This window comes from Bradyrhizobium sp. NDS-1 (assembly GCF_032918005.1).
In the GTDB taxonomy this organism is placed as follows: Bacteria; Pseudomonadota; Alphaproteobacteria; order Rhizobiales; family Xanthobacteraceae; genus Bradyrhizobium; species Bradyrhizobium tunisiense.
This window is the reverse complement of record NZ_CP136628.1, coordinates 6,230,067-6,249,711: the sequence shown is the minus strand read 5'-3', so window position 1 is coordinate 6,249,711 and position 19,645 is coordinate 6,230,067. Positions and strand designations below refer to the sequence as shown.

The following is a 19,645-nucleotide window of genomic DNA, read 5'->3' as shown; positions in this document are numbered from 1 at the left end:
GATCAATTCAGGCTTCGTTCTACCAGTTGGCGCGTTGGACGTGTCCGAGCAGCGATTTAAGGATTTGCCGTTAGCTGTCGCTAACCGGCTTTGCGGACGCGAGAATTATCTTGGCATCTGGCATACCAGAAGTTAGAACTTGAGCCGTTCTAAAAGACGAGATCGAGACGAATCGATGATCCACGACGACGTGCACAAGGTCCGCCCGTTCGAGCACCCCGGTGAGGGACGCCGACGCGCCAAGGCCACCCCTAAAGGGCGCCAGGTTGATCCGACCGCCGCGCACGAGATCGAGCTTCTGCTCGGCGACAAGCCACGGCGGCGCGATCTGCTGATCGAATATCTCCACCTGATCCAGGATGAATATCACCAGATCTCGGCCGCGCATCTCGCCGCGCTCGCCGACGAGATGAAGCTCGCCTTCGCCGAGGTGTTCGAGACTGCGACCTTCTACGCCCATTTCGACGTGGTGAAGGAAGGCGAGCCCGACATCGCGCCGCTGACGATCCGCGTCTGCGATTCGCTGACCTGCGCGATGCTCGGCGGCGAGAAGCTGCTCGAGGATTTGCAGAGCGCGTCGGGCCCCGGCATCCGCGTCGTGCGCGCGCCCTGCGTCGGCCGCTGCGACACTGCGCCTGCCGCCGAGGTCGGGCATAATTTCGTCGACCATGCCACGGTCGCCAATGTCATGGCGGCGGCGAAGGCCGGCGACACCCACGCGCATCTGCCCAACTATGTCGGCTACGACGCCTATGTCGCCGGCGGCGGCTACAAGCTGCTGGGGCGCGTGCGCTCCGGCGAATTGTCGAAGGACGATCTCTTGAAGGGGCTCGACGACGCTTCGTTGCGTGGCCTCGGCGGCGCGGGCTTCCCGACGGGACGCAAATGGCGCGCGGTGTTGGGCGAACCCGGTCCGCGGCTGATGGCGATCAACGGCGACGAGGGCGAGCCCGGCACGTTCAAGGACCGCGTCTATCTTGAAAGCGACCCGCATCGATTCATCGAGGGTATGCTGATCGGCGCGCATGTGGTGCAGGCTTCCGACGTCTACATCTATCTGCGCGACGAATATCCGGCCTCACGCGAGATCCTGGAGCGCGAGATCGCAAAGCTGCCGCCGGGTGGTCCGACGCTGCACATGCGACGCGGAGCCGGCGCCTATATCTGCGGCGAGGAATCCTCGCTGCTCGAAAGCATCGAGGGCAAGCGAGGCCTGCCCCGGCACAAGCCGCCTTATCCGTTCCAGGTCGGCCTGTTCGGCCTGCCGACGCTGATCAACAACATCGAGACGCTATGGTGGGTGCGCGACATCGTCGAGAAGGGCGCCGACTGGTGGAAGGGCCATGGCCGTCATGAGCGCAATGGCCTGCGCAGCTTCTCGGTCTCGGGTCGCGTCAAGAACCCCGGCATGAAGCTGGCGCCCGCGGGCATCACCGTCCGCGAGCTGATCGACGAATATTGCGGCGGCATGGCCGACGGCCATCAGTTCTACGCGTATCTGCCGGGCGGGGCGTCCGGCGGAATCCTGCCGGCGTCGATGGACGACATTCCGCTCGATTTCGGCACGCTGGAGAAATACGGCTGTTTCATCGGATCGGCCGCGATCGTGATCCTGTCGCAAAAGGACAGCGTGCGCGCGGCCGCGTTGAACCTGATGAAATTCTTCGAGGACGAGAGCTGCGGCCAGTGCACACCGTGCCGCGTCGGGACCCAGAAGGCGGCGCTGCTGATGCAGAAGCCGGTCTGGAACCGCGCTCTGCTGGAAGAATTGAGCCAGGCGATGCGCGATGCCTCGATCTGCGGGCTCGGACAGGCGGCGTCGAATCCGCTGTCCACCGTGATCAAATATTTTCCTGACGAGTTCAAGGAAGCGGCCGAATGACCAAGATTACGTTCGAGCTCGACGGCAAGCAGGTCGAGGCCAATGCCGGCGAGACCATCTGGCAAGTCGCAAAGCGCCAGGGTCGCGAGATCCCGCACCTCTGTTATTCGCCTGCGCCCGACTATCGGCCCGACGGCAATTGCCGCGCCTGCATGGTCGAGATCGAGGGCGAGCGCGTGCTCGCCGCATCCTGCAAGCGCACGCCCTCGGTCGGCATGAAGGTGAAGACCGAGTCCGCGCGCGCGACAGCTGCGCAGAAGATGGTGATGGAGCTGCTCGTCGCCGATCAGCCGGCGCGAGAGACCTCGCACGATCCTGAGTCGAAATTCTGGCACTGGGCCGAGACCACAGGCGTCACCGAGAGCCGCTTCCCCGCCGCCGAGCGCTGGGCGACCGATGCCAGCCATCCGGCGATGCGCGTCAATCTCGATGCCTGCATCCAGTGCGGCCTTTGCGTGCGCGCCTGCCGCGAGGTCCAGGTCAACGACGTCATCGGCATGGCCTATCGCAATCATGGTTCGAAGATCGTGTTCGACTTCGACGATCCCATGGGCGAGTCCACCTGCGTCGCCTGCGGCGAATGCGTGCAGGCCTGCCCGACCGGCGCGCTGATGCCGGCCGTGATGCTCGACGACAAGCAGACCCGTGTCACCTATGCCGACAAGAAGGTGGATTCGTTGTGCCCCTTCTGCGGCGTCGGCTGCCAGGTTACTTACGAGGTCAAGGACGAGAAGGTGATCTATGCGGAGGGCCGCGACGGCCCCGCCAATCGCAACCGTCTCTGCGTCAAGGGCCGCTTCGGCTTCGACTACATCCACCACCCGCATCGCCTGACCAAGCCGCTGGTTCGGCTGCCGAATGCGAAGAAGGATTCCAACGACCAGGTCGATCCGGCCAATCCCTTCACCCATTTCCGTGAAGCGAGCTGGGAAGAAGCGCTCGACATCGCAGCCAAGGGCCTCGTCAAGATCCGTGACGAGAAGGGCGTGAAGGCGCTGGCGGGCTTCGGCTCCGCCAAGGGCTCGAACGAAGAGGCCTATCTGTTCCAGAAGCTGGTTCGCACCGGTTTCGGCTCGAACAATGTCGACCATTGCACCCGGCTGTGCCACGCTTCCTCGGTGGCGGCGCTGTTCGAAGGCCTGAGCTCGGGCGCGGTGTCGGCACCGTTCGCCGCGGCGATGGACGCCGAAGTCATCATCGTGATCGGCGCCAACCCGACCGTGAACCATCCGGTTGCCGCGACCTTCATCAAGAACGCGGTCAAGCAGAACGGCGCAAAACTGTTCGTGATGGATCCGCGCCGGCAGACGCTGTCGCGCCATGCGACCAAGCATCTGCAGTTCAAGCCGGGCTCCGATGTCGCCATGCTGAACGCGATGATCCACACGATCATCACCGAAGGCCTCACCGACGACCAGTACATCGCCGGCTATACCGAAGGCTTCGAGGACCTCAAGGAGAAGATCAAGGAGTTCACGCCGGAGAAGATGGAAGCGATCTGCGGCATCCCGGCGCAGACCTTGCGGGAGGTCGCACGCACCTATGCCCGCGCAAAATCCTCGATCATCTTCTGGGGCATGGGTATCAGCCAGCACGTCCACGGGACCGACAATGCGCGCTGCCTGATCGCGCTCGCGCTGATCACCGGACAGGTCGGCCGTCCCGGCACCGGCCTGCATCCGCTGCGCGGCCAGAACAACGTGCAGGGCGCCTCCGACGCCGGCCTGATCCCGATGTTCCTGCCGGACTACCAGCCGGTCAGCCGTGACGATCTGCGCGGCAGCTTCGAAAAGCTTTGGCAGCAGGATCTCGATCCTGTCCGCGGCCTGACCGTGGTCGAGATCATGAACGCGATCCATGCCGGCGAGATCAAGGGCATGTATATCGAGGGCGAAAATCCCGCGATGTCCGATCCCGATCTCCAGCATGCGCGCCAGGCCCTCGCCATGCTCGATCATCTCGTGGTGCAGGATCTCTTCGTAACCGAGACCGCGTTCCACGCAGACGTGATCCTGCCGGCCTCGGCCTTCGCGGAGAAGGACGGCTCCTTCACCAACACCGACCGCCGCGTGCAGCTCGCGCGCCAGGTGGTCAAGCCGCCTGGCGATGCGCGGCAGGATCTCTGGATCATCCAGGAGATCGGCAAGCGCATGGGCCTGCCCTGGAATTATAGCGGCCCCGGCGATGTCTATACCGAGATGGCAGAGCTGATGCCGTCACTCAAGAACATCAGCTGGGAACGGCTGGTGCGCGAAGGTGCCGTCACCTATCCGGCGGACGATCCTAACAAGCCGGGCAACGAGATCATCTTCACCACGGGCTTCCCGACCGCGAGCGGGCGCGGCAAGATCGTGCCGGCCCACGTCATCCCCCCGGACGAGATTCCCGACGACGAATACCCGATGGTGCTCTCGACCGGTCGCGTGCTGGAGCATTGGCACACCGGCTCGATGACGCGGCGCGCCCAGGTGCTCGACCAGATCGAGCCCGAGGCTGTCGCGTTCATGTCGCCGAAGGACATGCGCAGGAAGCACCTCGCACCCGGCGATTTCATTCGGCTGGAGACGCGGCGTGGTGCCGTCGAGGTCAAGGTCCGCTCCGACCGCGACGTGCCGGAGAACATGGTGTTCATGCCGTTCTGCTACGCGGAAGCGGCGGCGAACCTGTTGACCAACCCGGCGCTCGACCCGTTCGGCAAGATCCCGGAGTTCAAGTTCTGCGCAGTCAGGGCCGAGCGCGCCGAGATGCGGGACGCGGCGGAGTAGCTCCGGCCCATCGCTTCAATCGCGACTGCCTCGGAGTACTGGATCGCCCGGTCAAGCCGGGCGACGACAGCTTTGGCTGGTGCGGGCTTGCGCCACATCGCTTCGCTCCTCGCGCCGATGGTGGTAAACGTGGCTCATGTCCAAAGTCACGCCCGCTACACGCACGCTCACAGCCGTTGGTGTTGCCTTCACCGTTCACACCTACGACTATGATCCCGACGCCGAGAGCATCGGCCTCCAGGCGGCTGCCGCGCTCGGCGAGGACCCGGCGCGGGTCCTCAAGACGCTGATGGCGCAGGTCGACGGCAAGCCGGTGTGCGTGGTCGTGCCGTCCGACCAGGAAGTCTCGATGAAGAAGCTCGCGGTGGCCGCTGGCGGCAAGTCGGCGCAGATGATGAAGCCGCCCGAGGCCGAGCGCGTCACCGGCTACAAGGTCGGCGGCATCAGCCCGTTCGGTCAGCGCAAGCAGGTTGGCGCCGTGATCGAACAGAGCGCGCTCGTGCATGATTTCGTCTATCTCAATGGCGGTCAGCGCGGATTGCAGGTGCGGCTAAAGCCGGCCGATGTGCGGGACGTTTTGAAGGCGGTCGTGGCGGATGTGCTGGCGTGACGGCAACGGGGTGAGACCATGAGGTGGCCGCTTCTGCTGTGGCTTGCGGTTCTGCTCGGCATCGGTCTTCCGGCCGAGGCGCATCAGGTCAACCTCGTCACGGCGCGCGTGGCGCTCAGCCCTGATCGCACGGTGAGCATCGAGCTTGGATTGAAGGGCAGCGACGTCGATCGCCTGATCGGCACGAAGATTTATGATGCGAGACAGGACGCGGTCGATCCTGTCGCGGTCGAAGCGGCCGGAACCGCCATCCTCGCCTATATGGGCACGCACCTCGCTGTGACGGGAGGCCGCAGGGCCTGCTTGGCCAGAGCTGCAGCGGTCCTGGCCGACGGCGACGGCATCGTTTATCGCCAGGGCTTTGTCTGCGCCGACGCCGCAGGCGACATCGTCTATCGCTCCACCGTGCTGACCGAGAAGGATCCCGCCGCGCGCCAGGTCGTGCTGATTGCACAGGGCAGGTCGGAGGTGCAGGCCTTGCTTGACGCCGGCAATACGACGGTCACGCTCTCAACCGCGCCGCCGCCGCTGTGGTCGACGATGCAGCGCTACCTCCTCACCGGCATCGAGCACATCTTCCTCGGCTACGATCACGTCGCCTTCCTGATTGCCGTGGTGCTGTGGGCCAGAAGGCTCGTTCCTGTCGTCAAGATCGTGACCGCCTTCACCATCGCCCATTCGATCACCTTGTCGCTGGCCGCGCTCGATGTCCTCGTCATCCCCAGCCGCATCGTGGAGCCCGCGATCGCGGCCTCGATCGTGTTCGTCGCCGTGGAGAACTTCTTCTCGCGCGATGTCGACAAGCGCTGGCGCATGGCCTTTCTGTTCGGACTGATCCACGGCTTCGGCTTCGCCGGCGTGCTGCGCGAGATCGGGCTGCCATCGAACGCCGTCGTGCCGGCGCTCGCCGCTTTCAACATCGGCGTGGAGATCGGGCAGGTCGCGATCGTCGCGGTGGCGCTGCCGATCCTCCGTCTCGCCGATCGATTGATTGCTCAGGATCGGTCCGAACCGGTGAGGGCGGCCAGGCTGGTTTACACGCTGTCGACCGTCATCGGTCTGCTCGGCAGCTATTGGCTGCTCGCGCGCGCCTTCGAAGCTTGAGATCAAGCCGACCCGCGGCAGGACAAGCTCATCTCCCCGGCGCCACGCCTCCTCGCATCGGAGCTAACTCCTGCGCACTTGAGTTCGCTCGCAAGCCATGTATAGAACTGAAATAGAAATAGAATAACGTTCTGTTAGATAGAACAAACACGAGGGACGAAACGATGGAAGCCGAACGCGACCGTCCGGACGACGATTCACCGGTGCCGTTCACACCCGATGCTGTCATCGAGGCCTTCAAGGCGATTCCCGACCTGCTCGCCCGCGACGAGGCCCTGACTGCCCGTGGGCGCTGGCTGGATGTCGATTGCCTGCTCGGGCCGAGCACGCAGCCGTTTCACGTCGCCATCCGCGCCGGGCAGATCGTGGATATGACGCCGGCGCCTGTCCTGATGCGCACGTGGCGGTTCGCCTATCGCGCGAGGCCGGCCGCGCTTGCCGCCTATTGGCAGCAGATGCCGCCGGCCGGCTGGCATGATCTGCTGGCGCTGACCAAGCGCGGGCAGGCGGCGCTTGAAGGCGATCTGCATCCCTTCATGGCGCATCTTCAGTACTTCAAGGATCTCCTGGCGCTGCCAAGACAGCACGGCTTTGGAGGCGCGTCATGAACGGCTTCATCGAGCCGATCGTGGGGCGCTATGTGCATGTCGATATCGACGGCGAGATCAACAGGATCTATTTCGAGGAAAACGGCAGCGGCATCCCCCTGGTTTGCCTGCACACCGCGGGCTCCGATGCCAGGCAGTGGCGTCACCTGCTCGTCGATGACGAGTTCACCAGGTGTTTCCGCGTCATCGCCTTCGATATGCCCTGGCACGGCAAGTCCAACCCGCCGGACAGCCAATATGGCAACGAGTACCGGCTGACCACCGCGAGCTACACCGCGACCATTCGCGCGTTCTGCGACGCGCTCAAGCTGGAGCGGCCGGTGGTGATGGGATGCTCGATCGGCGGCCGTATCGTGCTCAATCTCGCCATCGAACATGCCCGCGAGTTTCGCGCTCTGATCGGGCTCGAAGCCGCGGACTTCCAGCAGCCCTGGTACGACACGACCTGGTTGAACCGGCCGGACGTTCATGGCGGCGAGGTTTGCGCCGCGCTGGTTTCGGGTCTGATCGCGCCCGGCGGCCCCGCGGCTGCACGTGACGAGACGTTGTGGGGTTACAAGCAGGGCGGCCCAGGCATCTTCAAGGGCGATCTCTACTTCTATCGCGTCGATGGCGATCTGCGCGGCCGCACGGCCAGCATCGATGTCAACCAGTGTCCCCTTTATCTGCTGACCGGGGAGTACGATTTCTCCTGCACGACGCAGGACACGCTGCGGACCGCCGCCGGCATTCCCGGCGCGCAGGCCACCGTGATGGAGCGGCTCGGCCATTTTCCGATGAGTGAAAACTCAGATCAGTTCCGCCGCTATATCGCGCCGGTGCTGCAAGACATCCTCGATAAGCAATAGTTGTAAACGGGAGGCGTATATATGAAGTTGCGTTGGATGATCGCGGCCGTTCTGGCTGCACAGACCGGTGCCGCGGTCGCGGCCGACAATGTCATCAGGATTGGCGTTCTCAACGACCAGTCCGGTGTGTTCGCCGACAATGGCGGGCGAGGCTCGGTCGCAGCCGCAAAGCTGGCAGCGGAGGATTTCGGCAACGAGCTGCTCGGCAAGAAGATCGAGATTGTCTCGGCCGACCATCAGAACAAGCCCGACATCGCCTCGGCCACTGCGCGAAAATGGTTCGACAATGAGGGCGTCGACATGATCGCCGACGGCGCGGCCTCCTCGGCCGGCTTTGCCATCCTCGAGGTCGCCAAGCAGAAGAACAAGATCTTCGTCATCTCCGGTCCGGGCTCGTCCGACTTCACCGGGAAGGCCTGCTCACCGGTCAGCTTCCATTTCAATTACGACACCTATGCGCTGTCGAGGCTGACCAGCGACGCGATCACGCGCGCCGGCGGCAAGACCTGGTACTTCGTGACCGCCGATTACGCCTTCGGCCACGCGCTCCAGCGCGACGCCACGAAGTTCATCGAGGCCGCCGGCGGCAAGGTGATCGGCTCGGCCGCTCATCCGCTCGGCACCGCTGATTTTGCGTCCTTTCTGTTACAGGCGCAGGGCTCGAAGGCCGACGTCGTTGGCCTCGCGACGTCGGGCGCGGACGTGCAGACCGCCATCAAGCAGGCGGGCGAATTCGGCATCGTCGAGGGTGGCCAGAAGCTCGCCGGTCTGCTCGTCTTCATCACGGACGTGAATTCGCTCGGCCTGAAGGTCACCCAGGGCCTGCAGGTGACGACCTCGTTCTACTGGGACCTCAACGAGCACACCCGGGCCTGGTCGAAGCGCTACGCCGCTCTGATGGACGGCAAGGTCGCGAGCATGGTGCAGGCCGGCGTCTATAGCGGCGTGCATCACTATCTCGCTGCGGTGAAGGCAGCCGGGACCACCGATGCGACGGCTGTTGCCGCCAAGATGCATGAGCTGAAGGTCAATGATATGTACAACAAGGATGTCGCCATCCGCCCCGACGGGCGCGTGCTGCACACCATGCATCTTGTGCAGGTGAAGAAGCCGGAGGAGTCCAAATACAAATATGACTACTATCGGGTCCTCAGCTCCAAGCCGGGTGAAGAAGTATTCCGGCCGATGGGCGAGGGCGGCTGTCCGCTGGTGAAGTGACGGGAACGATAGGGCGGGCCTCGTGTCCGCCCTATCGCAGGATTTTCGAGGAGAGTTAAGGAATGTCTGGTTCGATTGGATTCATCGGTCTTGGCGTCATGGGCGAGCCGATCTGCCGCAACCTGTTGCGCAAGAGCGGGCGACCGGTGCTTGCGTTCGACCTTGCCGCGGAGCCGCTGGCGCGGATCGTGGCCGACGGAGCCACGGCGGCAGCGTCGATCGGCGACATTGCCGCCGGCGCGGAGACGATCTTCCTGTGCCTGCCCAGCGCCAAGCATGTGATGTCGGTATTCGAGGACATCCTGCCGGTAATCAAACGCGGCCAGACCGTGATCGATCTCGGTACGTCCGACGTCGGCCTAACCCGCTCCTTCGCCGAACAGCTCGCGGAGAAGGGCGCACTCTGGATCGATGCGCCGATCGCCCGCACGCGCCAGGCGGCGCAGGACGGCACACTCAGCGTCATGGTCGGCGCGACAGAACAGCAGTTCGCCGCCGTCGAGCCGCTGATCCGGCATTTCGCCACGGATGTCACCCTCTGTGGCGGAACTGGCGCGGGGCAAGTGACGAAGATTCTCAACAACATGGTGCTGTTCGAGACCGTCAATGCGCTGGCTGAGGCCGTCGCGATCGCCAAGCACAGCGGCGTCGAGCCGAAGCTGCTGCTGGAGACGCTCTCCAAGGGATCGGCGGACAGCTTCGCCCTGCGCAATCACGGCATGAAGGCGATCGTCGCCAAGGAGTTTCCGCTGCGCGCCTTCTCGACCGAATATGCCATGAAGGATCTCTCCTACGCGCTGGAGCTGGGCACGCGGGCCGGGCTGAACCTGAGGGGCGCTGCGCTGATGCGCACGATCTTCCAGGAGACGATCGACAAGGGCATGGGGGACGCTTATTTTCCCGTCATCGCAAAGCTCATCGATCCCTCCGGATTTCCCAAGTAGGAGACCTCATGCCTTCGCCCGGCGTTGCAGCCGTCGACCGCGCTCTGAGCATTTTGGCGGCCTTCGAGGATGCACCGGAGCCGATGACGCTGGCCGAGCTGGCCCGACGCACCAAGATGTACAAAAGCACGCTGTTGCGGCTGATGACGTCGCTGCAGGAATTCGGCTATCTCGTTCAGTTCGCCGACGGTCGCTATCATCTCGGCCCGACGCCGTTCCGGCTCGGAGCGGTCTACCAGCGCAGCAATAATCTGCATGATCGGGTGGTGCCGCTGCTGCGGCAGCTCGTGGCCGATGGCACCGAGAGTCCCTCGTACCACGTGCGGCATGATGCCAAGCGCCGGCTGTGCGTCTTTCGCGTGGATTCCCAGCACTCGACGCTCGACCGGGTCGAGGCCGGCATGCTGCTGCCGCTCGACCGCGGCGCGGCCGGCCGGGTCATCCTCGCGTTCGACGGTGAGAAAGGCGAGGGATACGACAAGATCCGGGATGAGTGCATCGCCGTGTCCTTTGGCGAGCGTGATCCGGATTGCGCCGGCCTTGCCTGCCCGGTGTTCGGTCCCGGCGGCAAATGTGCCGGGGCCTTGTCGCTCTCGGGGCCGAAGCCACGCTTTACCTCGGATAATACCAAAGCGATGACGTCGCTGCTGCTGAAGGCCGCCATCCGCCTGACGCGCGCGCTGGGCGGTCCGACCGAACTGCTCGACAATGCATTGTCCGCCGCGGCGAACGATCTGCGTCCCGCGCGCAGGGCAAGGCGGTAGGTGTCCTACTGCTTTTGCAGCAGCTTGAGCCGGCAGCGCAGTGCTTCGCGGATATGCGCGCGGGCGAGCTGTTCGGCCTTGTCGCCGTCGCGGGCGGCGATGGCCTCGATGATGGCCTGATGCTCGCCGTGGCTGGTCGACGGGCGGCCTGAGACGGTGAAGGTGGTCGGGCCGAGCAGAGCGATCCAGTCCTGCAATTCCCGCGAGGCGTTGTCGAGATAGCGGTTGCGCGCGGCTCGGCAGATCGCCTCGTGGAAGGCGCGATTGAGGCGCGCCATTTCGGCGGCGTCCGCCGCCGGGGCGTCGACAAGAGCCTGCTCGATATCGTGCAGCGCGTCGATCTCCGTGTTGGAGGCGTGCTCGGCGGCGAGGCGTGCGGCGGCGCCCTCCATGATCTCGCGCATGGCGTAGAGCTCGAGCACCTCGGAAATGTCGAGATTGCGCACGATCAGCCCGCGGCCGCCGGCGGGCTCGACAAAGCCGCGCGCGGCGAGACGCCCCAGCGCCTCGCGGACCGGGGTACGGCTCACCTTCAGCCGCTGCGCGACCTCCTCCTCGCGGAGGCGGTCGCCGGCTCGGTAGCTGCCGGCCTGCAGCGCCTCGCAAAGCGACCGGAAAACGGCTTCACCCAGTGCCACGCCGGCGCCGCGCGCGATCGATCCGTCTGCCTTTGCCGAACGTCTGGCCATGGTCCCTCGATACGCATCGTGCCATGCAAAGAAGGCAGCTTGCTTGCCTTATGTATATCTTTGTATACAAACGTACGCAATGGCTTGGCGCGATCGGCAGGCTGCTGACGGACAGAATGTATCTAATTCGGACGCCATCGGGCTGGCATGATGAGTAGTAAGTACGATGTGCTGGTGATCGGCGGCGGCAACGCGGCGTTATGCGCGGCGATCTCGGCGCGCCGCAGCGGTGCCTCGGTGCTGGTGCTCGAGGGGGCTCCAAAGTTCTATCGCGGCGGCAACACCCGCCACACCCGCAACATGCGCTGCGCCCACGACGCCGCGACCGAGATCCTGACCGGTCCCTACACCGAGGAGGAGTTCTGGGAGGATCTGTTGCGCGTCACCGGCGGGCAGACCGACGAGGTGCTCGCCCGCCACATGATCCGGGAGTCCAAGGACATCCTGAACTGGATCGTGGAGCAGGGCGTGCGCTGGCAGCCCTCGCTCGGCGGCACGCTCAGCCTTGGCCGCACCAATTCGTTCTTCCTCGGCGGCGGTCGCGCGATGCTGAATGCGCTGTATCTCACCGCCGAACGGCTCGGCGTCGATGTCGAATACGACGCCGAAGTCATCGACCTCGTAATCGAGGACGGCATGTTTCTGGCCGCGCGCCTCAAACGGCCGATCAAGCGCGAGACCGAGATCCGCGCCACCTCGCTGGTGGCTGCCGCCGGCGGGTTCGAGGCCAACATCGAATGGCTGAAGCAATATTGGGGCGAGGCCGCCGACAATTTCCTGATCCGCGGCACGCCCTATAACCGCGGCTCGATCCTGAAGCTGCTGCTCGACAAGGGCGTGCAGGAGGTCGGCGATCCCACCCAGTGCCATGCGGTCGCGATCGACGCCCGCGCGCCGAAATTCGACGGCGGCATCATCACGCGACATGACTCCGTCGTGTTCGGCATCGTCGTCAACAAGGACGCGCAGCGCTTCTACGACGAAGGCGAGGACATCTGGCCCAAGCGCTACGCCATCTGGGGCCGGCTCGTCGCGGCGCAGCCCGACCAGATCGCCTACATCATCTTCGATTCCACCGTCGTCACCAGCTTCATGCCCACGCTTTTCCCGCCGATCGCGGGACAGACGATCGCAGAACTCGCCGCCAAGCTCGAGCTCGATCCGGCCGCCCTGGAAAAGACCATCACCGAGTTCAACGCGGCAGTGCGGCCCGGAACGTTCGATCACACAATTCTGGATGATTGCGTCACGGAGGGCATCACGCCACCCAAGACGCACTGGGCGCGCAAGATCGAGACGCCGCCTTATCTCGCCTATCCGGTGAGGCCCGGCATCACCTTCACCTATCTGGGTACGCGGGTGAACAAGGAGGCGCGGATGCTGATGGCTGACGGCAAACCCTCGGTCAACATGTTCGCGGCCGGCGAGATCATGGCCGGCAACGTGCTCGGCAAGGGCTATGCCGCCGGCATGGGCATGACCATCGGCAGCGTGTTCGGGCGGATCGCAGGACGGGAAGCGGCGAAACATGCACGGAACTAGAATTTTGGACGAGGCCGACCGTCTGATGACGGTCTGCAATTCCTGTCGTTATTGCGAGGGCCTGTGCGCCGTGTTTCCGGCGATGGAGATGCGCCGCGCCTTCTCGGACGGCGACCTCAATTATCTCGCCAATCTCTGCCATGGCTGCGGCGCCTGCTACGTCGATTGCCAGTTCTCGCCGCCGCACGAGTTCAACGTCAACGTTCCCAGGACGCTGGCGATTGCGCGCGCCGAGTCCTATGCGGCCTATGCCTGGCCGCGGGCGCTGTCAGGCACGTTCGCGCGGAACGGCCTCGTCATCAGCATCGTTGCTGCGCTCAGCATGGCTGCCTTCATCCTCGGCTTCGCGGCCCTGAACGGCCGCAGCGCGCTGTTCGGCGTTCACACTGGCCCCGGCGCCTTCTACAGACTGATGCCGCACAACGCGATGGCCGCGCTGTTCAGCGCCGCGTTCCTATATGCGATCCTCGCACTCGTGCTGAGCGTGCGCGCGTTCTGGCGCGACATCGGTCCACCGATCGGCGGCCGCGCCGACGGAGGCTCGATCTTCCAGGCGATCCGCGACGCCGGCGAGCTGCGCTATCTCCATGGCGGCGGCGTCGGCTGCTACAACGAGGACGACAAGCCGACCGACCGGCGCAAGCTGTATCACCACCTGACGTTCTACGGCTTCCTGCTGTGCTTTGCCGCAACGTCGGTCGCGACGCTCTATCACTACCTGCTCGGGCGCGAGGCGCCGTATCCGTGGTGGGACCTGCCCGTGGTGCTGGGCTCGCTCGGCGGCGTGGGTCTGATCGTCGGACCGATCGGCCTGTTCGTGGCCAGGATGCGGCGTGATCCGGCGCTGCTCGACGAGTCCCGCTACGGCATGGACGTCGGCTTCATCGCCATGCTGTTCCTGACCGGTCTCACCGGCATGGCGCTTCTGCTCCTGCGCGAGACCTCGGCGATGGGGGCGCTGCTGGCGCTGCATCTGGGCGCGGTGTTCGCGCTGTTCATCACCATGCCCTATGGCAAGTTCGTGCACGGCATCTATCGCTTCGTTGCGCTGGTGCGTTACGCGCAGGAGCGGCGCAGCGAAGCTCGCTCTTGAGAGGCACGCGGCGCTGACGTATTCCCTTGGGCCGTTTACGAGGGGTTGCGAATCGCCCAAGGAGCCCGCGCTTATGTACATGTTTCTGCCCTTTCTGCTGGCGCTGGCCGGCTGCGTCTGTATCTGGCGTGCGCGCGCGGGAGCGGGCTATGCGCTCTGGACCGTGACGATCGCCGTCACCGTCGCATGGTTCCTCCACCACGCGACCGATCCGCTGAAATTCTCCTTCTGACGGCGTCGAAATGGGGACCACGGAGATGAGCGGACAACAACCGGTCGGCGCGATCCTGAATATGCTGGGACTGCTCGGGATCTCCTCGGTTCTGACTGCCGCTTTCTACTATCAGCTTGCACTTGGCGAGTTGCCTTGCCCGCTGTGCCTGCTGCAAAGGGCCGGGTTCATCGCGGTCGGCATGGGTTTTCTGTTCAACCTGCGTCTCGGTGAACGTCCGTCGCACTATGCGATGATCCTCATAGCCAGCCTCGTCACCGGTTTCATTGCCATGCGGCAGGTGTCGCTGCATCTCGCGCCTGACGATCCCGGCTACGGTTCGACGCTGTTCGGACTGCATTTCTACACATGGGCTCTCGTCGCTGCGGTCGGGGTCGTCTGCTATGTCGCCCTTATCTTTGTCCTGAAGGATGCGACTGGCAACGGGAACGGAGACGCGCCGATGGATGGGCAAGCGTCGAACGCTGTGTTCGCGATTTTCGTTTTGCTGGTTGCCGCAAATCTCCTGTCCACCGTGCTGGAGTGTGGCGCGGGTCAATGCGACGACAATCCGGTCCGGTATCTCCTGCTGAGGTAAGAGGGCCGTCGCACCGGGCGTCCGCCGGTGCGACGGTCGTCAGCCTTACGCCACCTCGCGCTCAGGCGGCGACGCCTGCTCGCGGGCCATTGTCGTTGCCGTGACATAGTCGGTCTTGCCGGTGCCGAGCAACGGCACCTTGTCGACCACCATGATCGCCGCCGGCACCGCCAGCTCGGACGCGCCGATCGCCTTGGCCTGGCCCTGCATGGCGCTGCGCTCGGCGTTCTTCTCAGTCGTCAGCAGCACGATGCGCTCGCCCTTGCGCGGGTCGGGGATCGACACCGCGATCGATGCGGCCTGGGGCCACAGCGTCGCCGCAATGCTCTCGACGGCCGACAGCGAAACCATTTCGCCTGCGATCTTGGCAAAGCGCTTGGCGCGGCCCTTGATGGTGATGAAGCCGGCCGCATCGATTGCGACGATGTCGCCCGTGTCGTGCCAGCCTTCGGCGAGCTTTTCGAGCACGCCGGGATTTTCGGCCCGCAGATATCCGAGCATCACGTTCGGTCCGCGCACCGAGAGGCGGCCGCCTTCCTCGATGCCGGGGACCGGATCGAGCCTGCTTTCCATCAGCGGCGACAGGCGGCCGACGGTGCCGGGGCGGTTGGCCATCGGCGTGTTCATCGCCAGCACCGGCGCGGTCTCGGTGACGCCATAGCCTTCGAGGATGCGGATGCCGTAGCGCTCCATGAACACCTGCCGTGTCCGGTCCTTGACGGCTTCGGCGCCGGCGATCACGAGGCGCAGGGTGCGGAAGTCGTAGGCATGCGCCGAGCGGGCATAGCCGGTGAGGAAGGTATCGGTGCCGAACAGGATCGTGGCGCCGGTCTGGTAGATCAGCTCGGGCACGATCCGGTAGTGCAGCGGCGAGGGATACATGTAGATCGGAATGCCCGCCAGCAGCGGCATCATCATTCCGCCGGTCAGCCCGAACGAATGGAACACCGGCAGCACGTTGAACACCTTGTCGTTGGCGTTGGCATCGACCCGCGCCAGCGCCTGCGCCGCGTTGGCGAGGATGTTGCGGTGGGACAGCACCACGCCCTTGGGCGTGCCTTCCGAGCCGGACGTGAATAGCACCACGGCCGGATCGTTGGCCTCGCGGGCGACGCGCGGCGTCGTGCCGGCGAGAAGGCCCTTGATCTTGTCGGCCACGCCGATCGAGGCACGGACGTCTTCAAGATAGACGACACGCGCCTCCGCCGAGATCGCCGTCATCAGCTTGTCGAGCTTGCCTTTCTCTATGAACGCCTTCGAGGTCAGCACGGTCTTGACCTGCGCGGCCTTCATGGCGGCGAGGACGTTGACCGGACCAGCCGAGAAATTGAGCATCGCCGGCACCCGGCCAATGTTCTGCAGCGCCATGAAGACGACGGCGACGCCGGCGGAATTCGGCAGCAGCACGCCGACATTCTCGCCGACGGCGGTGCCGCTCTCGAGCTTGCGGCTCAGGACCTGCGCGCCGAGGATCAGCTTGCGATAGGTCAGCTTGGTGCCGAGCGCATCCTCGATGATGACCTTGCCGGTGTCGCGGTCGCGATAGGAATGTCCGAGCGCTTCGAACAGCGTGTGGTCGAGCATGGCGTTCTTGACCATCGCATCGATCATCACGTCCTGGAGCGCGGCGCCGGCGGCATTGCGGCGCGTCTTTCCTTTAAGGGCCGGGTCGACTGGCAGCTTGATCGGCGGCAGGATGGTCACCGTGACGCGCGGAAACCACGAGCGCTTGACCTGGCTGCTGTTGAGATAGCTGAGATGCGAACGTTGCGCGCCCTCGATGCGCACGGGCACGACCACGGCGTCGGCCTTGTCCGCGATCATCGCGGTGCCGTCATAGACTTTCATCAGCGAGCCGGAGACGGTGATGCGGCCTTCCGGGAAGATCACGACCGGCTCGCCCGCGGCGACGAGCTTGATCAGGTCGCGCGCAGCCAGCGGCTTGCTCGGGTCCATGGTGTAGTGCTTGACCGCGCGCAGGAACGGCTTAGCCCACCAAGCCTTGGAGATGCCGGTATCCACCGCGAAGCTGGCATCGATCGGCAGCACGGCGTGCAGCAGCGGGCCGTCGATCAGGCTGACATGGTTCGGTGCGATCAGCATGCGGGTGCCGGGAGGCGGCAGGTTCTCGAGACCCCGAACCTCGGTGCGAAACAGCGCACGGAAGAGCAGCCCGCCGGCATCGCGCACGCCTTCCTTGCCCCATTTGGTCAGAACGAACCACACCGCGCCGAAGCTGGCGACGCCGAGGCCGAAGAAGATCCAGCCGATGTGAAGGCCAGCCGCCTGCAGCAACGCGACGAACAGCGAGCCGGCCACCATGAAGGCAGCCTGCAGCACGTTCCCGGCGGCGATGATGCGGGCGCGCTCGGACGGCGCCGACCAGGCCTGCACGGCGGCAAAGGACGGAACGACGAACAGGCCGCCGCCGAAGGCGAAGGCGACGAAATCGGCCAGCATGCGCAGGCCGGCGAACGAGGTGGCGAAACCCGCCGCGGTGATGTCCTGGCCCTTGGCGGTCACACCGATGGCCCAGGCGAGATCGAGGCCTGCGCAGCCCATGATGATGGCGCCGATCGGCACCAGCGCGAGATTCGGGCGAACGTGGCTCAGGCTGGCGGCGAACAGCGACCCGATGGCAATGCCGATCGCGAAGATCGTAAGGCACAGCGTCACCACGCCCTCGGTGCCACCGATGACGTCCTTGACCAGCGCCGGCAGCAGCGACAGCACGATGGCACCGACCAGCCAGAACCAGGACACGATCACGGTGCCGTCCCACAGCCGGTGGTCGGCGTGCAGCGTCCTGAGCAGGTTCAGCGTCGAGGTCCAGGGATTGGCATCGACGGGCAGGTCGGGCGCGGAAGGCGTTGTCTGCGGAATGCGGGCGGCGAACGCCCAGGACAACAGCGCCAGCGCCACCACAGCGGATGCGACCCAGCCCATATGCGCGGAGCCGGCCACGAACTGGCCGCCGGCGACGGTGCCGAGCAGGATGGCCATGAACGTCGCGCCTTCGACCAGCGCGTTACCGGTCGCGAGCTCGCCGAGCTCGAGCTGGTCCGGCAGCATGGCATATTTCACGGGACCGAACAGGGCGGCGATGGTGCCGAACAGCGCGAGCGCTGCGAACAGCAACGGCACCGACTGCAGGAAGAAGCCGGCGGCGGCAAAGCACGCGGCGAAGATCTCGGCGAATTTGAGCCGCCTTGCGACGACGGATTTGACGTATTTGTCGGCGAGCTGGCCGCCGAGCCCGGACAGGATGAAATAGGGGAAGATGAAGACGGCACCGGCCACCGTGACCAGCGCATCGCCGTGGCCGGTCGCGGCGCTGTAAAGCAGGATGATGACGAGTGCGTTCTTGAGCACGTTGTCATTGAGCGCCGAGAAAAATTGCGCCCAGAACAGCGGCGCAAAGCGGCGTGACGACATCAATTCCCTGATCATGACTAATCCTGTTTTGGAAAGGCAGCCTGAGGTTCGCTACGTTGTCTGTAAAGCGTCACGACCGGAAGGGTATGGGACGGACGACTGCAGGGTGGCGACGGTAGCCGGCCTGCCTTGTCCCCCTCCATCCCTCCGATCCTTGGTCTCCAACTGGTCTCGTTAGGTTCGCAAATATCTGGTCGCGGCCGGTTTGGGCGGAATGGCCGCGCTTGGCGGGATATCGTGGGGGCGATGAGGAAAAACTGAAACCGCATCGCCACACCCCGCGAGACCGGCTGCCAAAGTCGGGAGATGGTAATTCCTTCCTTGCAACCGGGTCTTGCATTCGAGCCGATCGGAACGCGTCGGCTGCGTGCCTCAGGTGAGATGGGCGAGGTGGCGAAAAGGCGAAAGACGGCCGAGCAGGCTGAACCGGCGGCCCTCATGACGCGCACGGGTGCGGCTCGCCCGCCACATCCGGAAGGTCGCGCGCCGCTCGGTGAGCACGCCGGCGATGTCGCACGCATTGGCGATGCGATCGATCGGGGCCATGGCGAACCGCAGCAGGGCCCGGCCGAAGCCGGTCACGAGGGCGGCGGCGTCATCGACGAAGGTAGAGGCGATATCAACAGCGAGGGTTTGCATTTTGCAGATCTCCGGGTTAATTTGAACAATGTTCACATGAGTAGCTTGAAAATGAACAATGTTCAAGAAGAATCGTTGCGCGACCAGAAAAAAAGTCGGCGCCGGCTCCAGATCCTGGAGATCGCGCGCAGCATCATCGCGACTAAGGGGCTGAAATCATTGAAGGTTCGTGACGTTGCCGAAGCCGCCGGCTGTTCCGTCGGCAGCGTCTATAACGAGTTCGGCGACTTCGACGGGGTGATCCTGACCGTCAATCGGGAGACCGTTCAGGCCCTCACGGCCAGGCTCGGCGGGGTTCCCGCCGAGGACCCCATTCGCCAGCTTTATGGGTTGGCTGCGACCTACCTCGAGTTCTTCGCCGAGCATGCCAATCTGCTGCGCTCGCTGTTCGAGCATCGGATGGAGGACGACCGTCCTTATCCCGATGACATCCTGCAGATGGTGATGGACGCCTTCGCGCTGATGCATCCGCCGCTGGTGCAGCTACTACCCGATGCGGACGACGTGAAGATCGCGCTGCTGTCGCGCACCTTGTTCTCCGCCGTGCACGGAATCATCTCGCTCGGCCTTGAGGAGCGCATGGTGGCCGTGCCGCCGCAGATGCTGCGCCAGCAGGTCGAACAATTCGTAGACACCCATCTCGCCGGCCTCGGCATTTTGCCGGTGGGCGCGCGCCCATTTGGATGAGGCGTCGC

General features: G+C 64.6%; 17 protein-coding genes. 14 read left to right on the top strand and 3 right to left on the bottom strand.

Annotated elements, in window-relative coordinates; all coding sequences use genetic code 11:
• Window positions 1-175 precede the first annotated feature (175 nt).
• From RX330_RS29115 to RX330_RS29075, 9 genes are all read left to right on the top strand, one after another.
• Window positions 176-1,882 carry an NADH-ubiquinone oxidoreductase-F iron-sulfur binding region domain-containing protein gene (locus tag RX330_RS29115; RefSeq protein ID WP_317240765.1) on the top strand — a complete coding sequence of 569 codons (1,707 nt, stop codon included), beginning with the start codon at window positions 176-178 and terminating at the stop codon, window positions 1,880-1,882.
• Window positions 1,879-4,647: a formate dehydrogenase subunit alpha gene (gene fdhF / locus RX330_RS29110; protein ID WP_317240764.1), complete on the top strand. Its 2,769-nt coding sequence runs from the start codon at window positions 1,879-1,881 to the stop codon at window positions 4,645-4,647. The genes RX330_RS29115 and fdhF overlap by 4 nt, the downstream gene beginning before the upstream one ends.
• 136 nt (window positions 4,648-4,783) lie before the next feature.
• Complete coding sequence (gene ybaK, locus RX330_RS29105; protein WP_317240763.1) at window positions 4,784-5,257, top strand: Cys-tRNA(Pro) deacylase; 474 nt, start codon at window positions 4,784-4,786, stop codon at window positions 5,255-5,257.
• Window positions 5,258-5,275: 18 nt separating this feature from the next.
• A complete protein-coding gene (locus RX330_RS29100) occupies window positions 5,276-6,361 on the top strand; it encodes a HupE/UreJ family protein (protein WP_317240762.1) in 1,086 nt (361 codons plus the stop codon).
• A 164-nt stretch (window positions 6,362-6,525) separates the two neighbouring features.
• Window positions 6,526-6,969: a hypothetical protein gene (locus RX330_RS29095; RefSeq protein WP_317240761.1), complete on the top strand. Its 444-nt coding sequence runs from the start codon at window positions 6,526-6,528 to the stop codon at window positions 6,967-6,969.
• Window positions 6,966-7,817 carry an alpha/beta hydrolase gene (locus RX330_RS29090; RefSeq protein WP_317240760.1) on the top strand — a complete coding sequence of 284 codons (852 nt, stop codon included), beginning with the start codon at window positions 6,966-6,968 and terminating at the stop codon, window positions 7,815-7,817. The genes RX330_RS29095 and RX330_RS29090 overlap by 4 nt, the downstream gene beginning before the upstream one ends.
• A gap of 21 nt (window positions 7,818-7,838) precedes the next feature.
• Window positions 7,839-9,035, top strand: coding sequence for an ABC transporter substrate-binding protein (locus RX330_RS29085; RefSeq protein WP_317240759.1), 1,197 nt, complete (start codon window positions 7,839-7,841; stop codon window positions 9,033-9,035).
• Between the two features lie 62 nt (window positions 9,036-9,097).
• Window positions 9,098-9,979 (top strand): NAD(P)-dependent oxidoreductase, encoded by an 882-nt coding sequence (locus tag RX330_RS29080; protein ID WP_317240758.1) that lies wholly within the window; start codon window positions 9,098-9,100, stop codon window positions 9,977-9,979.
• Window positions 9,980-9,987: 8 nt separating this feature from the next.
• Window positions 9,988-10,743, top strand: a complete 756-nt coding sequence (locus RX330_RS29075; RefSeq protein ID WP_317240757.1) for an IclR family transcriptional regulator — start codon at window positions 9,988-9,990, stop codon at window positions 10,741-10,743.
• 5 nt (window positions 10,744-10,748) lie between these two features.
• Here RX330_RS29075 and RX330_RS29070 read toward each other — a convergent pair whose 3' ends face one another.
• Complete coding sequence (locus RX330_RS29070; protein WP_317240756.1) at window positions 10,749-11,432, bottom strand: GntR family transcriptional regulator; 684 nt, start codon at window positions 11,430-11,432, stop codon at window positions 10,749-10,751.
• A 150-nt stretch (window positions 11,433-11,582) separates the two neighbouring features.
• Between RX330_RS29070 and tcuA the strand changes: the two genes are divergently transcribed.
• The 4 genes from tcuA to RX330_RS29050 all read left to right on the top strand — a co-directional run bounded on the left by tcuA (window position 11,583) and on the right by RX330_RS29050 (window position 14,876).
• Window positions 11,583-12,974, top strand: a complete 1,392-nt coding sequence (gene tcuA, locus RX330_RS29065; protein WP_317243993.1) for an FAD-dependent tricarballylate dehydrogenase TcuA — start codon at window positions 11,583-11,585, stop codon at window positions 12,972-12,974.
• The gene (tcuB, locus tag RX330_RS29060; protein ID WP_317240755.1) at window positions 12,961-14,067 is read left to right on the top strand and encodes a tricarballylate utilization 4Fe-4S protein TcuB; all 1,107 of its coding nucleotides are present in this window, start codon (window positions 12,961-12,963) and stop codon (window positions 14,065-14,067) included. Before tcuA ends, tcuB begins: the two co-directional genes overlap by 14 nt.
• A 73-nt stretch (window positions 14,068-14,140) precedes the next feature.
• Window positions 14,141-14,299 (top strand): DUF5993 family protein, encoded by a 159-nt coding sequence (locus RX330_RS29055; RefSeq protein WP_212092678.1) that lies wholly within the window; start codon window positions 14,141-14,143, stop codon window positions 14,297-14,299.
• 25 nt (window positions 14,300-14,324) lie between these two features.
• Window positions 14,325-14,876 carry a disulfide bond formation protein B gene (locus tag RX330_RS29050; RefSeq protein ID WP_317240754.1) on the top strand — a complete coding sequence of 184 codons (552 nt, stop codon included), beginning with the start codon at window positions 14,325-14,327 and terminating at the stop codon, window positions 14,874-14,876.
• Window positions 14,877-14,921: 45 nt separating this feature from the next.
• Here RX330_RS29050 and RX330_RS29045 read toward each other — a convergent pair whose 3' ends face one another.
• On the bottom strand, window positions 14,922-18,326 hold the full coding sequence (locus RX330_RS29045; protein WP_317240753.1) for an acyl-[ACP]--phospholipid O-acyltransferase: 3,405 nt from the start codon (window positions 18,324-18,326) through the stop codon (window positions 14,922-14,924).
• Between the two features lie 357 nt (window positions 18,327-18,683).
• Entirely contained in the window at window positions 18,684-18,950 is a 267-nt protein-coding gene (locus RX330_RS29040) for a hypothetical protein (protein ID WP_317243992.1), read from the bottom strand.
• A 51-nt stretch (window positions 18,951-19,001) separates the two neighbouring features.
• Between RX330_RS29040 and RX330_RS29035 the strand changes: the two genes are divergently transcribed.
• Window positions 19,002-19,637, top strand: a complete 636-nt coding sequence (locus tag RX330_RS29035) for a TetR/AcrR family transcriptional regulator (RefSeq protein ID WP_317243991.1) — start codon at window positions 19,002-19,004, stop codon at window positions 19,635-19,637.
• Window positions 19,638-19,645 lie beyond the last annotated feature (8 nt).